This is a genomic window from Gordonia sp. 11cp (assembly GCF_057767225.1).
In genome coordinates this window covers 5183428-5196858 of record NZ_CM173437.1, presented here as the reverse complement: position 1 = coordinate 5196858, position 13431 = coordinate 5183428, and the positions used below count along the sequence as shown (strand labels likewise).

The following is a 13431-nucleotide window of genomic DNA, read 5'->3' as shown; positions in this document are numbered from 1 at the left end:
ATGACCGTCTACTCCACCGAACCGAGTCAGGTCTTCGCCACCATCCGCGACACCCTGGCCCATCGCGTCGCCGGGGATCTGACCGACACGACCGCCCGGCTGGAGCTGGCCGCGGTCATCGAGGCCCTCGACAACATCGTCGACCGGATCGACTGGAACGCCGAGAGATTGACGCGGAACATCCACGCGACTGACGTTCTCGCGCGGGATCTGGGTCTCGATCACGACGTCGTCGGGCAAGGCGTCGAGGGCCTACGGCAGGGGCGTCGAGCGATCTCGGCGGCGCTGGCACGGTCATACGTCGATCCGGACACCTCGTCGAAGGCGGTGGACGCCGTCCTTCGCTTCACCGATGACGATGTCCACGAGCAGATCTCGACCGCTTTGCGCAGCGGACTGCCGGGCTGACGCTCCTCGACCGGCTGTAGTCGCATCGCGCTGTATTTCGGCGCATCCCGTGCGGGTGTGGTGCCCGTGCCGCTCAATTTCCGACTGGCGCCGCCGGAGTGGGAGTACATCGTCACCGACGCGGGATGTCGTCTGGCCGTGGTCCACGAAGACCACGCCGCGGCTCTGGGTGCGGTTCTCCCGGCAGATGTGCCGATGTCGGTGCTTCGCGACGATTCGTCCACGGTGCTGCTCGTCTCCGCAGAGATCGCCGAGGCTTCGGCACACCGGGTGCAACGAGACGTATCGCCGGACTCGGTCTATCACCAGATGTACACCACGCTGGATTCGACCTCGTGGTGAATAATCGGGGACTAACTCACTCAATGGTCGGTGGTCTTTTTGTGACGTTGGCTCTTCTGGCGGGCGTGACTGCGTGCGGCGAAGAGCCCACTGCACCACAGCAATCACTTACCAACGGCGGCGCATCGTGGGAGCGCGTAGACGGCCCTCTACCGTCATTCGAGCCTTCGCAGGAAGGCGACTACGTAGGGGAATGGAGAGGCTACCTCCGGTACCTCAATCTGGCTGCCGATGGGACCGGCTCAGTCGAGATACAGAAAGACACCGCCAAGCTTCCCGACGGGCGAGGCGTCGGGGAACGATGGTCGCTGCGTTGGGCTCATAAGGGGCACTCGATCACGATTACTTTCGGACCGCGGACTGCGCTCGACGGCGATGGGTCGAGCGGGATCATTGCAGAGAACGTCCCCTACAGCGCATCTCTGGTCACTGATTCCAGTGGCGCGACGATCATGCTGATGTCTGGGTCGATTCACCCGGCAGTTCGTTTGCCGTGGTGCCGGCCAGCTGCAACTACATCATGTGTCCCGTGAGTCTGGATTGAGAGCGACATGACCGAGCGGATGTGGCTCAAGCCCTGGGGTGAACTGAGGTGAGCGCGGCAGTCGGCGCCTCGGACCGCGGAAGTTCTGCGTCTCCTACGTCCGGGGACGACTCAGCGTCTGGCGATTGCCCTCTCGGGGCGTGTATCTCGTGCACTGTTCCCGTCACCCGAACCTGCTAGCGGGCCGAGAACGGAAGTTGGGTTCATACAATGAGATGCTACGGATGACCCAGTCGAAGGTCTGCGCTACGAAGTCCAGCAGGTGTGGCCTTGGCGTCGCCGCTAGTCCGCCGTCGCCGCCAGCGAGGGTGACCCCGGCCCAGATGGTTTGACATCGATGCGCGAGCACGGCCGTGAACGACACGAACGGTCTCGGTAGGTCTCATGGGTTTTGTCGGGTTTGGAGAGCGCTGACGTAGAGCGTTTGGGGAGCTCGTCCCGGATCCCAAATAACAGTGAGGTCGCTGCGGGAGTCCCATCGGGAGAAACGCATCAGCGTAGGACCAGGAGTCGGCGCGTGATCGCGTTGGGGCTTAAGGCACGGTCGGGGGCGACCTCTGTAGACGGGGCAGTCCCGATCGCTAGAGCATCTGGAGGGATCTATCCACTGACGGAGTCGCGACGAGGTACGCGCCGGAATCCGGAAACGAACTCGTCACCTCGCCGTAAACGACGTTGTCACGTCGCCGGGGGTCAAGCCCATGCTCTCGGCCATGCCGCGCACACCATTGGTCGAGCCATACGGTTGCCGCGGAACAGGGTAGTAGTAATGAACCGACATCTGCTGTCGATGAGTGGGTATGAACTCGCTCCGCGCTCGGCTCACCGCTGTTGCTGCATCTCTATGTGTCGCCGCTATGTCGTGGATGGCAGGCACCGCCCACGCCGACGTTGCACGCATCGACGTCGTACCGCTGGGACCGGGCGCTGGGTACGGCACCGGATGCACCTATGCGCTCGTCGCGGTCACGAAGGACAGCTACAACACACCACGCGATCTGCCGGTCTCGTTCTACGACCTCAGTGGCGGCGCGTACATCTTCCCCCAGGACGACTTCTATGCGCGTAAACAAATCTACGTCTCCCCGGTACTCGCCAACCACGCCTTCGCGCTGTGGACACCCACGCGGCCTGGTAAACACACTTTGACCGCCTATCAGACCTCTGCAGGTGGCCCGACCCGTACGGTCACTGTCCGGCCCGGTACCCCGATCGGGCCGGGATGTGTAATCCGCTGAGCTCGAACAGAACCTCTACTGAGATGTCGGGCCGCTGGACCCTTGGCTGTGACTCCACCTGAACCGGACCGTCGGAAGCCTGGTATCGACAAGCCAGCTGATCGACAATCTCGTCACGGGCAGGCCGCCCGCTGTTTCCGATGGTGGAAAGGCGTGGCCGCAGTACTTCTTGTTGTCGTTGGCGTCGCGGCGGGCCTCGCCGGCCTGAGATGGGCGCTGTTCGAGTGGATCGACCGGGGGATGACCTCGCATACCTACGAGTCAGCCGATGACGCCACGAGTTTGGCCGAGGGAATCGGACTGATACTCGTCGACGGTGACGAAGTCGTCTACGGCGAGGTGTTCAGCGCGTTCCCCGACTCGAGCGCATATCTGGTCATTGTCACACCGTCTGCTGATCGGCTGGTCCAGTTACTCGACCGGTCAGGATTTCCCCCACCCACGCCGATCACTCCGGACCTCTCCGATGTGCGAAGCCAGGACCGTCACGGGCCGGCGCCGAGTTCGACGCTGGTGCGATCCACTCGATGGCAGTCCACTAACTACCTCACTGCCACATGGGATCCAGTACGAGCCCCCCGGACGATCTACCTCAACGCCACCCAAACCTGATCCGCAGCCACCGATGGGGCGTGAAAGTTGAACCAACCTTATGTCACACATGTGGGAAGTGTTCTCCCCCCGGTACATTCTCAAATGCCGACAAGCATCGAATGGCAGGTAAACCCATCAGGAGCAATTCGGCCCGCCGATCAGGAACTGGTGGTTACCTACCTCGACCTCATCCCACGTAGTCATCAAGCGACGTCAGCAACCGAAAGCGACAGCTCTCATTCACCATCCGCACGCACACGCAACTAGGCAGGCCGCGGGGTCGGCGGTGATTGGTGCTGTCGTAGGTCTTGTGGCGGTGTTCGGCTGGCGGTATGCGAGTCCGCGCCGGCTCGTTCTCAGCGATCCTACGGGCGAGTTCGCCGGGCAGGATCGTGGGTTCTTCACCTTCGACTACCTGCTGGCGGTAACAGGTCCGCGCTGGTTTCCCGAACTTCTGCTGTTTCCCGTTGTCGGACTCCTGGTGGGGGCTGTGATCGGCCTGGCTGCGGTGCCGGTCTCGGCTACCGGGCTGGGGTGGCGAAAGACAGCGGTCTCGACGGTGGGCGCGTTTGTAACCGGGGCTGTCATCGGACTGTTCGCTGCCCTCTACGCGCGTCAGGTGTACCCCAGTCAGCTGGTCCAAAAAGTCGATGACCCGTCATTCGTCCTGACCGATGCTTGGATCGAGGCCAATCCCTTTCTGACACGTGGCGGCCCACCGTACTTCGACGTCTCGCCAGAGCTTGTGTATTTCCCGCTGGCAGGGGCACTTTGCGCGCTCCTCGTCGTCCTGATTGTCGAAGCGATCCGCCGCGTGATCTCGCGTGAGAGGCGGGCGCCACGCTCCCCTCACGAGGGACAGTGACCGTCGTCGATTGAGCCAACGGCGCAGATCGGCGCAGAAAGATCCATACCGGCCACGCACACAGACAGTAGGTCCTCGATGTGCTGGTCATGTGGAACTCCGCATAGGTTCGGGCCGTTACATGGTCGATACCGCCAAAATTGGAGGTGGTTCGATTTCCGAACTCGCTCGCCTTCACCCAGTGGTCGGCGAGTGATGGGGGCACGGAGTCGTTCGATCTTGGGGCGCGGGTGTTCAGAGTTGACGGTCACTATCTCCTCCGGAAACGCACGATGGACGGGATCTGCGGCACAGTCGACGGGATTTGACGCACGATCGACGGGATCTGACGCCCAGTCGACGAGATTTGACGCACGGTCGACGAGATTTGACGCACGATCGGCGGCACGGTCGACGAGGACCGGGCGTTCCATGAGACCGGGCGCTCGACGGCGACCATGCCGCCGACGAGACACCAGCAGGCTGAGGTTCAGGGGAGCGGGGTTTTCACGAAGTCGCTCGGCTCCGGGTGGGCCGTTCGGCTCCAGTATTCGCGAACCGGCCACGGCGAATTGGTCACCACCCGGCCGCTGGAGTTGCGGTAATAGCTGTCGACGCCGTCCATGGCATAGACCATGGCGTCGTTCGCGGCGTCGAGCTCCTCGTTGTATCGCTCGTAGGGCTCCGGGCGGCATTCGATCGAGGCCAGATCATCGGTGACCAGTCGAGAGATCGATTCGACGATGTAGCGCACCTGGGCCTCTGCGATGGTGATGTAGCTGCCCCCGGGAGGATTGGTGTTGGGCCCGTACAGGAAGAAGAGATTCGGGAAGCCGGGTGTGGTGATTCCCAGGTAGGCGCGACCGTTGTCGTCAGACCAGCTCTCCCGCAATGACGTTCCTTCTCGGCCGCGGATCTCCATCGGGAACAGGAATCGCTGCTGCTGGAAACCGGTGCACAGGATGAGCACGTCGATCTCGCGTGCCACGCCGTCGGCTGTCACGATTCCTGTCGGCGTGAGTCGCTCGACGCGGTCGGTGAGCAGCTCGACGTTGTTCTTGCGCAGGGTGGCGAACCAGCCGTTGTCGATGAGGAGCCGTTTGCCGAACGGAGGATGGTCAGGGGTCGTTCGGCGGATCAGATCAGCGTCGCCGCCGAGCTGATGTTCGAGATAGGCGGTGAAGTGTGCCCGGAAGGCATCGTTCAGCGAGCTGACCTGTTTCCCCTTCGCGGCGCGGTCCGGATCCACGGGAAGCGCGGCAAAGGTGCGTTCGGTGTAGAGCCAGTAGAGGCGGAAGCGGTACCAGCCGCGATAGAACGGGATGTTGTCGAACAACCAGTGTTTGGCGGTATCCGACGGCGCGAAGTAGTGCTCGTTCGGAGTGATCCACTGGGGTTGGCGCTGCACGATCGTCATCGACTGGACCTGCTCGGAGATGGCGACGACGAGTTGCATCGCGCTCGCTCCGCTTCCGACGACCGCGACGCGTTTGCCGGTGAGGTCCAGGTCGGCGGGCCATTGCGCGGAGTGGACGATCTGTCCGGTGAATTCAGATGTACCCGGGTACGCGGGGATGTTCGGCGTGCTGTGCAGTCCGGCGGCCGTCACCAGCGCGGTCGCGCCGACGTCGTGCTGTCGGCCGTCGGGGCCGGTGACCGACAGCACCCACCGCTGGTCCGCGTCGTCCCACACCGCGGAGTCCACGGTGTGCCGCAGGCGAACCCGCTCGACGATGCCGTGTGCCCGGGCCACGTCCGAGACGTAGTCGAAGATCTCGTCCCGCCTGGCGAAGTACTCCGACCAGTTCTTCGGATGGAAGGAGAACGAATAGAGGTCACTCGGGATGTCCACGCGAGCACCGGGATAGCGGTTGGCCCACCACGTGCCGCCGAGGTGTTCGTCTCGTTCGAAGATCGTGTACGGAATGCCCGCCTTCTCGAGATTGATCGCGCAGACCACACCGGAGATTCCCGCACCGACGATCGCGACATGGAAGTCGTTGCGCGAGCCCTGGATACGGCTTCTGATGTCGACCGGTTGATAGGGGGCGAAGCCGAGTTGCTCCGCCACCATCGGCGAGTACTCCGCACCGATCGACTCACCCATGGCGGTGCTCATCAGGCGGGCGAGCTCCGCGCCGGACGGTGACGGGTAGGCCGGTGGCTTCCCGTTACACCAATCGAGGACCGCGTCGGTCACCGCGTCGTAGATCTCGGCGCGGATCTCGGGCGGTAGACCGCCGTCGTTCAGCTCTTCGAACCCCCTGGGTGACCGTGGGGTGTACGGGGCCGACAACCACTTCTCCTCACCGGTCAGCTGGTAGAGGACCGGCAAGAGGCAGGCGACGTTGCCCGCCGAGACGGCGCCGTGCACGGTCTCGCGGTCGAGTTGCGGATTCGGCGTGATGGTGAGGGTCATGACTCCTGCTTTCCAGGGGGGTCTGTTCGATCGACGAGGTCACGGAGGGACTCGACCGCGGCGAGGCGTTCGGTATGTGTGTCAGCCATCGGGACGACGTTGAGCAATCCGACGCCGAGCTCCTCGAGCATGGCGACGCGGTCGGCGACGTAGGACGCGGGCCCGATCAACGATGTCGCGCGAACCAGTTCGTCGGGCACGGCCGCTGCGGCCTCCTTGTGGCGTCCGGACAGGAACAGGTCCTGGATGGTGCCGGCCTCCGCGTCGAATCCGTACCGTCGCGCCAACGAGTTGTAGAAGTTCTTCTCACGCGATCCCATCCCGCCGATGTAGAGCGCGAGCTGGGGTCGGGCACGATCCAGCCACGCCGAATCGTCGTCGACGATGGCGAACGGTAACCGGACGATGATGTCGAGATCACCCAGAGCGGGATCGCGAGCCGCCTGACCGCGTCGCAGGGCCTCTCCCCAGACCGCCTGCATCTTCTCGGGATAGAAGAAGATCGGTTCCCACCCCTGCGCCAGCTCCGCGGTCAGCGCGACCATGGTCTCGCCCAGCGCGGCAATCGAGATCGGGATGTCCGATCGCACAGGATGATTGATCAACTTGAGGGGCTTTCCCAAGCCGGTTCCGCGCTCGGGCGGAACCGGTATCTGAAATCGGCGGCCATCGTGGCGGAGTGGTTCGCGCCGCCACACCGTGCGGCAGATGTCGATGATCTCGCGAGACTTTCCCACTGCGTGCTCGAATGCGACGCCATGGAATCCCTCCACGACCTGGGGTCCGGAGGCGCCGATCCCGAGGCGAAACCGCCCCTTCGACACGTAGTCGAGTCCGGCGGCGGTCATCGCCAAGGTCGCGGGGGTTCGCGCATCGAGCGCGAGTATGCCCGTGGCGAGCTCGATCGTGGTCGTCCGCGCGGCCAGATATCCGAGCTGAGACACCGCGTCGAAGGTGTAGGCCTCCCCGAGAGTTGCGGAATCGAGTCCGACCGACTCGTAATCAGCTGTCTCGGTGGCGATCTGGTCGAAACTGCGGCCATGGCCGAGAACGGTGCCGATGCGCATGGTGGGAATCCCTGCTTCCTCGATGGTGTCGCCCGATCGCGAATCCGACAGTGGTGTGTGGCTCGGTCTGCTGTTGCTCCGAAGACCTGGTGTTAATGCTTACTATGGCTTGACTCGGCGGTCAATAACCGCTTCACCTGCAAAATTGACGCTTGACATTAGTACTTACTATGTTAGCTTAATCACATCCGGTCGTTCGAGCAGCGAACGTCGAGCACCGAGAGTTCAAGAAACACCGGTCGCGTCCAAGGAAGTCGACGTGGGCACGCCGGATGGACATCCGTACGGAAGGCATGGTCATGACCGAAGTTCTGAGCCCCGACACCACCGCCACGTCCTCGAAAGAGGCCGACTACCTTCAGCGCGCCCGATCGATCACGTCCCTGATCCGTGACGAGGCCGCGGCCATCGAACGGGAACGCACCATCACCAAGCCGGTGGCCGATGCGCTGGTCGAGCTGGGATTGCACGGAATGCTGATCCCCGAGGATCTGGGCGGCGGAGGTCTTCTGCCCAGTGAGGGCATGCGCGTGTTCGAGGAGGTGACCAAGGCCGACGCCTCGGTGGGGTGGGCCTGGATGGCCAGTGAGTGGGGCACCGCGGGCGTCGTGGGATACCTCGCACCGGAGGTCGCCGCGACCGTCTTCGGTGCGGATCGCCCGTTCATCGCCGCCGGTCAGCTCCTTCCCCGTCACATGGGAGTCAAGGTCGACGGCGGCTACATCATCGACGGTGACTATTCGTTCGCGAGCGGTTCGGACCACGCGACCTGGATCGGGGCGGGGTTCGTCGTCGCCGACGAGAACGGCAACCCGATCCTGGGTGAGAACGGGCAACCGCAAGCGCGCATCGCCTTGATGCCCAAGGATCAGGTGGAGTTCTCGACGAACTGGGACGTCTGGGGTCTGGCGGGCACCGGCAGTCACGACTACCGGGTCACCAAGCAGTTCGTCCCGGCCGAGTACACGACGCCGACCTTCGGTGGCACACCGACGCGACCGGAGGTCATGTACCAGCTGACCAACGAACTGGCCGGTGGTCTGCCGCACGCGTCGATCGCACTCGGGATCGCCACCCGCGCACTGGAACTGGTCGCGGATCTGACCACGGGAAAGATGCGCCCCAACTACACGATGCCGGTCGGCGAAGCCGATTTCTTCCGCATCGACTTCGCACGCAAGGAAGCCAACCTGCGCGCTGCCCGGCTCTACGTCTACGACGTCACCCGTGCAGCCGAGGCCACCGTGGCGGCGGGTGACCCGATCACTCCCGAGCACGTTGCGCGAGTCACCCAGATGCTGTCGTGGGTGCACGAAGTCGCGCTGGACGTGGTCGAGTTCGCGCACCGGTGGGGTGGCAGCAAGAGCATCGGCTCGACCAGCACACTCGGCCGTTATGTACGGGACATGCACGTGGCGACGCAGCATCTGCTCGTCGATCCCAAGATGCTCGTCGACTCCGCCGCCGTGCTCCTGCCGATCTATGCACAGGCGAAGGACTGACACAGCAGACAGCCGCCGGCCGCAGGTGATCCGGGCATCGCGGTTGCATGTGCGGTCATGGGATCGGTAAGTGAGGAGGTGATCGACAATGGGGCACTACCGAAGCAATCTGCGCGACATCGAGTTCAATCTCTTCGAGTTGTTCGGTCGCGACGCGGTTTTCGGTGTCGGACCGTTCGGGGATGTCGACGCCGATACGGCCCGCCTGGCGTTGCGGGAGGTGGAGCAGCTCGCGCGAGACCACCTCGCGGAGTCCTTCGAGGAGTCCGACCGCGCGGAGACGACATTCGACCCGGTCACGGGAACCGTCACGGTTCCGGCGTCGTACGCATCCACCTACAAGACGTGGCTCGACTCGGAGTGGTGGCGATTTCGGGTGTTGCCCGAGCTCGGCGGCACCGCCGCGCCGAGCTCGCTCAACTGGGCGCTCGCGGAGTTCGTCCTGGGGGCACATCCGACCCTGTGGACCTACCTCGCGTTTCCGACCGGGAGCCGGGTGGTGTGGCGCCGAGGGACCGACCGGGACAAGCGGATTGCCGAGATGGTCGCATCGAGGCATTGGGGAGTGACGATGATGCTCACCGAACCGGATGCCGGTTCGGACGTCGGCGCCGGAAAGACGACGGCAACCCCCAACGAGGACGGTACGTGGAACCTCGTGGGGGTGAAGCGGTTCATCACCGCCGGCGAGCACGATCTGGCCGACAACATCCTCCACCTCGTGCTCGCCCGGCCCGTCGGAGTCGAGGGTGCGGGTGGACCGGGAACCAAGGGCCTCAGCCTGTTCCTGGTGCCGAAGTACCACTTCGACGTCGCGACCGGTGACCTCACCGGTGAACGCAACGGGGTGTATGCGACCCGGATCGAGAAGAAGATGGGTGTCAAGGTCTCGGCGACGTGCGAGATGACGCTCGGCGCCGACAGGCCGGCTCGCGGGTGGCTCCTCGGTGAGGTCCACGACGGTATCAACCAGATGTTCGACGTACTCGAGGACACCCGGATGATGGTGGGCTGCAAAGCGATCGCCACGCTGTCCACGGGATACCTCAACGCCCTCGAATACGCCAAGGTCCGCGTCCAGGGTGCAGATCTCGCTGCGGGATCGAATCCGAACGCCCCACGCGTTCCCATCACCGCGCATCCTGACGTCCGTCGCTCCCTGCTCACGCAGAAGTCCTATGCCGAGGGTCTGCGGTCTCTGGTCCTGTATGCGGCGTCATGGCAAGACGAGATCGCGATCGGCTCCGCCGAAGGCACGGACACCCGCTTGGCCGAGGCGGTGAACGACCTGCTGCTCCCGATCGTCAAAGGGTATGGGTCCGAGCGGTCGTGGACCGTACTCGGTACCGAATCGCTACAGACCCTGGGCGGTTCGGGCTATCTGCAGGACTACCCGGTCGAGCAGTACGTGCGCGACGCCAAGATCGACACCGTGTACGAGGGCACGACGGCGATGCAGGCGCAGGATCTGTTCTTCCGCAAGATCGCGAGGAACAGGGGAGTCGCGCTCGACCACCTGCTGGAGGAGATCACCGTCTTCGCCACGCGGGAAGGCCGACGCGTGCCGGCCGACGCGAGCGCCTTGCTGGCCGAGGCCACCCAGGCCGTCCGCGACGTCGTGACCGCGATGCTCGCCGACTTGACGGCCTCTGATCCGAGATCCGAAGACGGCCGTGCGAAGGGCATCTACCGCGTCGGATTGAATGCGACGCGACTCATGTTCATGCTCGGTGACCTCGTGGTGGCCTGGTTGCTTCTTCGTGCCGGCGACGTCGCGGAGGAAGCTCTGCAACGGTCGGAGTTCGGCCGCAGCAGTGACCGATCGTTCTACGAGGGCAAGGTGGGCGCGGCAAAGTTCTTCGCCCGCAACGTGCTTCCGGTGGTGATCGCCGATGCCCGGAGCGCCTGCGACGTGGACGATTCGGTCATGGACTTGGCCGTCGATGCGTTGTGACCGCGCGACTTCACAGCGCCGATTCGACATGTAAACGCTCGAACCCAGACAGAAGATCAGTCAGTCGTCGCCACGCGAGCGCGATTCGCGTGGCGACACAGAACCACTCGGAGGAATCATGACCAGGACCCCTGCCCTCGAACGTGTCGAGAAGATGTATCTCGAGGGCTTCCCCGACCCCGCGACAGCGACGGTCGATGACCTACGCGAGGCGTACGACCGCCTGTTCCTGCAGTTCGAACTTCCCGAAGGTGTGCAACCGAGGGAGGACGAGGTCGGTGGCGTTCCCGTGCTGCGGGTTGCGGCCAAGGGTGCAGTCGAGAACAAGGTCCTCGTCTGGTTCCACGGTGGCGGCAACATCATGGGCAGTGCCCGTGGCTTTCAGGAACTCGGACACAACCTGTCGCGGGCTTCGGGCGTCTCGGTCGTGCTCGCCGACTTCCGTCGTGCCCCCGAGCATCCGTTTCCCGCCGCCGCGCATGACGCCGTCGACGTGATCGCCGCGCTGGTCGCGGAGTACGGTGCGTCGAATGTCGCTGCCGGTGGCGACTCCGCAGGAGGCGGGCTGGCCCTCTCGGCGCTGGTCGCCCTGCGCGACAGGGGTGAGAGTCTGCCGGCTGCAGCGGTGTTCATCTCACCGCTGCTCGACCTGACCGCGAGCGGCGACAGCATCGACGAATTCGACGGTAAGGACATCGCCGTCTCCCGTGGGTCGATCGGCAACGTCAGCGAGGCCTACCTCCAGGGTCACGATCCCGCCGACCCGCTGGCCTCCCCGCTGTTCGCCGAACTCAACGACCTCCCCCCGGCCCTGTTCATGGTCGGATCAGGTGAAGTGCTGCGCGATGATTCGCGACGAGCGGCCGCCAAGATCGTCGAGGCGGGTGGCTCGGCCTCGGCATCCCTCTACGACGACATGGTTCATGTCTGGCCGCTGTTCTCGTCGATCCTTCCCGAGGGGATCCAAGCGGCCGACGAAGCCGGCGCCTTCCTCCGTAAGAACCTCTCGGTCTGACGACTGCGACAACGAAAGGACACTCTCATGGCTGCTCAGCAGGACGGTGACCTGATCGCCAGGTTCCGGGACGCCATGGCCACCGTCTGTACGCCGGTGGCGGTGGTGACGGCCATGGACGGGCACCGTCCGCACGGCACGACCGTGAGTGCCTTTGCCTCGCTGTCGATGACACCGCCCTCGCTGCTGGTCTCGCTGGACCGTGGATCCGAGTTGCTGGGTCTGGTGTTGGGCTCAGGATTCTTCGGGATGAACGTCCTGGGGAGTTCGCAGTCGGGACTGGCCGGAAAGTTCGCCCGGAAAGGCGCCGACAAGTTCGACGGGGTGTCGTGGCGCGAGGATGCCGGAGTGCCGCGAATCGCGGGCGTCCAGCATTGGCTGGCGGCAGAGGTGATGCAGACCAGCGAGGTCGCGGATCACATCATCCTGTTCGGCCGTGTTCTCGACGTGGCCAGCGATACGGTCGCGCCCCTGACCTACCACGCGCGCAGTTTCGGTACCCACGCGGCGCTGCCGCCGGTGGATGCGGCTCTCGGTGGCACCCGCTCGTGAGTACGACAGATGCGATCGACAGTGAACGCCGGGAACCGCTCGCGCGGGCCCTCGGCCGCTTCGCCGCGGTGTTCGGCGACGGCAGGCTGGGCGTGGCGGAGTTGCGGCGCAATCTCGACGCCATGATGCTCGAAACCGCACCGGCCGAGGATGTCTCGGTGACCGAGGTCGTTGTCGGTGGGGTGTCGGCGCTTCGTGTCGAGGCGGGTCCGGTGTCCGGCGACGGTGTCCTCGTGTGGTTCCACGGTGGTGGCTACGTGATGGGCAGTCCGCACGGATACCGGTACGCCGCGTCGGAGCTGTCGAGGTCCGCGCGGGTGCCGGTCATCGTGCCGGACTACCGGCTCGCGCCCGAGCATCCGTTTCCGGCCGCGGTCGACGATGCGGCAGCCGTCACCGCCGCGGTGATCACCGAACACGGGGCCCATCGCACGGTCCTGGGCGGAGACTCGGCCGGCGGCGGACTCACCCTCGCCGCGCTGCTTCGTCTGCGGGAGAACGGAGACGGGATGCCGGCCGCGGCGGTGGCCGTGTCTCCGCTGGCGGACTTCACCGCCACGGGTGACAGCGTCGCAGTCAACGGGGAATCCGACCCGGTGATCACGGAGCGCTCGCTGCGCAACCTCGGCGGCGCCTACCTCCGCGGCACCGCCCCGGACCATCCTCTCGCCTCGCCGGTCTTCGCCGACCTCCGGGATCTGCCGCCGATCCTCCTGTTGGCCAGCGATTCCGAGATACTGCTCGACGACGCGGTGCGTCTGAACCGGTCGATCCAGGCGGCCGGCGGGCGGAGTGTGCTCTCGGTGTATCCCGACACCTGCCACGCCTGGACCCTCTTCAGCGACTTCCTTCCGCAGGCCAGGCGCGGCGTCGACGAGATCGGCACGTTCATCGATGCGGCTCTGCGCCCGACGCCGGCGTCCGGCGCGTAGATCGGATTCGCCGGTGCCGC

12 protein-coding genes are annotated in these 13431 nt (G+C 64.7%); 10 read left to right on the top strand and 2 right to left on the bottom strand.

Annotated elements, in window-relative coordinates:
• The 5 genes from AC3B6C_RS23265 to AC3B6C_RS23245 all read left to right on the top strand — a co-directional run bounded on the left by AC3B6C_RS23265 (position 1) and on the right by AC3B6C_RS23245 (position 3991).
• Positions 1 to 408 (top strand): hypothetical protein, encoded by a 408-nt coding sequence (locus AC3B6C_RS23265; RefSeq protein WP_488374292.1) that lies wholly within the window; start codon positions 1 to 3, stop codon positions 406 to 408.
• 24 nt (positions 409 to 432) lie between these two features.
• Positions 433 to 750 carry an AMP-binding protein gene (locus tag AC3B6C_RS23260; protein WP_488376372.1) on the top strand — a complete coding sequence of 106 codons (318 nt, stop codon included), beginning with the start codon at positions 433 to 435 and terminating at the stop codon, positions 748 to 750.
• 1410 nt (positions 751 to 2160) lie between these two features.
• Positions 2161 to 2532, top strand: coding sequence for a hypothetical protein (locus AC3B6C_RS23255; protein ID WP_488374291.1), 372 nt, complete (start codon positions 2161 to 2163; stop codon positions 2530 to 2532).
• 153 nt (positions 2533 to 2685) lie between these two features.
• The gene (locus AC3B6C_RS23250) at positions 2686 to 3144 is read left to right on the top strand and encodes a hypothetical protein (RefSeq protein ID WP_488374290.1); all 459 of its coding nucleotides are present in this window, start codon (positions 2686 to 2688) and stop codon (positions 3142 to 3144) included.
• A 268-nt stretch (positions 3145 to 3412) separates the two neighbouring features.
• Complete coding sequence (locus AC3B6C_RS23245; RefSeq protein WP_488374289.1) at positions 3413 to 3991, top strand: hypothetical protein; 579 nt, start codon at positions 3413 to 3415, stop codon at positions 3989 to 3991.
• Between the two features lie 469 nt (positions 3992 to 4460).
• Here the strand turns inward: AC3B6C_RS23245 and AC3B6C_RS23240 are convergent, their stop codons facing one another.
• Both AC3B6C_RS23240 and AC3B6C_RS23235 read right to left on the bottom strand, forming a co-directional pair.
• Positions 4461 to 6389 (bottom strand): flavin-containing monooxygenase, encoded by a 1929-nt coding sequence (locus tag AC3B6C_RS23240; protein ID WP_488374288.1) that lies wholly within the window; start codon positions 6387 to 6389, stop codon positions 4461 to 4463.
• Positions 6386 to 7456, bottom strand: a complete 1071-nt coding sequence (locus tag AC3B6C_RS23235; protein ID WP_488374287.1) for an LLM class F420-dependent oxidoreductase — start codon at positions 7454 to 7456, stop codon at positions 6386 to 6388. Before AC3B6C_RS23235 ends, AC3B6C_RS23240 begins: the two co-directional genes overlap by 4 nt.
• A gap of 299 nt (positions 7457 to 7755) precedes the next feature.
• Here AC3B6C_RS23235 and AC3B6C_RS23230 point away from each other — a divergent pair, with 299 nt between their 5' ends.
• The 5 genes from AC3B6C_RS23230 to AC3B6C_RS23210 all read left to right on the top strand — a co-directional run bounded on the left by AC3B6C_RS23230 (position 7756) and on the right by AC3B6C_RS23210 (position 13411).
• The gene (locus AC3B6C_RS23230; RefSeq protein WP_238553907.1) at positions 7756 to 8958 is read left to right on the top strand and encodes an acyl-CoA dehydrogenase family protein; all 1203 of its coding nucleotides are present in this window, start codon (positions 7756 to 7758) and stop codon (positions 8956 to 8958) included.
• 88 nt (positions 8959 to 9046) lie between these two features.
• Positions 9047 to 10912 (top strand): acyl-CoA dehydrogenase, encoded by a 1866-nt coding sequence (locus AC3B6C_RS23225; protein ID WP_488374286.1) that lies wholly within the window; start codon positions 9047 to 9049, stop codon positions 10910 to 10912.
• Between the two features lie 118 nt (positions 10913 to 11030).
• Positions 11031 to 11927 (top strand): alpha/beta hydrolase fold domain-containing protein, encoded by an 897-nt coding sequence (locus AC3B6C_RS23220; RefSeq protein ID WP_010841247.1) that lies wholly within the window; start codon positions 11031 to 11033, stop codon positions 11925 to 11927.
• A 27-nt stretch (positions 11928 to 11954) separates the two neighbouring features.
• Complete coding sequence (locus AC3B6C_RS23215; RefSeq protein ID WP_488374285.1) at positions 11955 to 12479, top strand: flavin reductase family protein; 525 nt, start codon at positions 11955 to 11957, stop codon at positions 12477 to 12479.
• Entirely contained in the window at positions 12476 to 13411 is a 936-nt protein-coding gene (locus AC3B6C_RS23210; RefSeq protein WP_488374284.1) for an alpha/beta hydrolase fold domain-containing protein, read from the top strand. Before AC3B6C_RS23215 ends, AC3B6C_RS23210 begins: the two co-directional genes overlap by 4 nt.
• Positions 13412 to 13431 lie beyond the last annotated feature (20 nt).

Bases quoted from the DNA above. Each gene is read 5' to 3' on its own strand.
- AC3B6C_RS23235 (WP_488374287.1), bottom strand. From the start codon at position 7,456: ATGCGCATCGGCACCGTTCTCGGCCATGGCCGCAGTTTCGACCAGATC.
- AC3B6C_RS23265 (WP_488374292.1), top strand. From the start codon at position 1: ATGACCGTCTACTCCACCGAACCGAGTCAGGTCTTCGCCACCATCCGC.
- AC3B6C_RS23255 (WP_488374291.1), top strand. From the start codon at position 2,161: ATGGCAGGCACCGCCCACGCCGACGTTGCACGCATCGACGTCGTACCG.
- AC3B6C_RS23215 (WP_488374285.1), top strand. From the start codon at position 11,955: ATGGCTGCTCAGCAGGACGGTGACCTGATCGCCAGGTTCCGGGACGCC.
- AC3B6C_RS23220 (WP_010841247.1), top strand. From the start codon at position 11,031: ATGACCAGGACCCCTGCCCTCGAACGTGTCGAGAAGATGTATCTCGAG.
- AC3B6C_RS23240 (WP_488374288.1), bottom strand. From the start codon at position 6,389: ATGACCCTCACCATCACGCCGAATCCGCAACTCGACCGCGAGACCGTG.
- AC3B6C_RS23230 (WP_238553907.1), top strand. From the start codon at position 7,756: ATGACCGAAGTTCTGAGCCCCGACACCACCGCCACGTCCTCGAAAGAG.
- AC3B6C_RS23225 (WP_488374286.1), top strand. From the start codon at position 9,047: ATGGGGCACTACCGAAGCAATCTGCGCGACATCGAGTTCAATCTCTTC.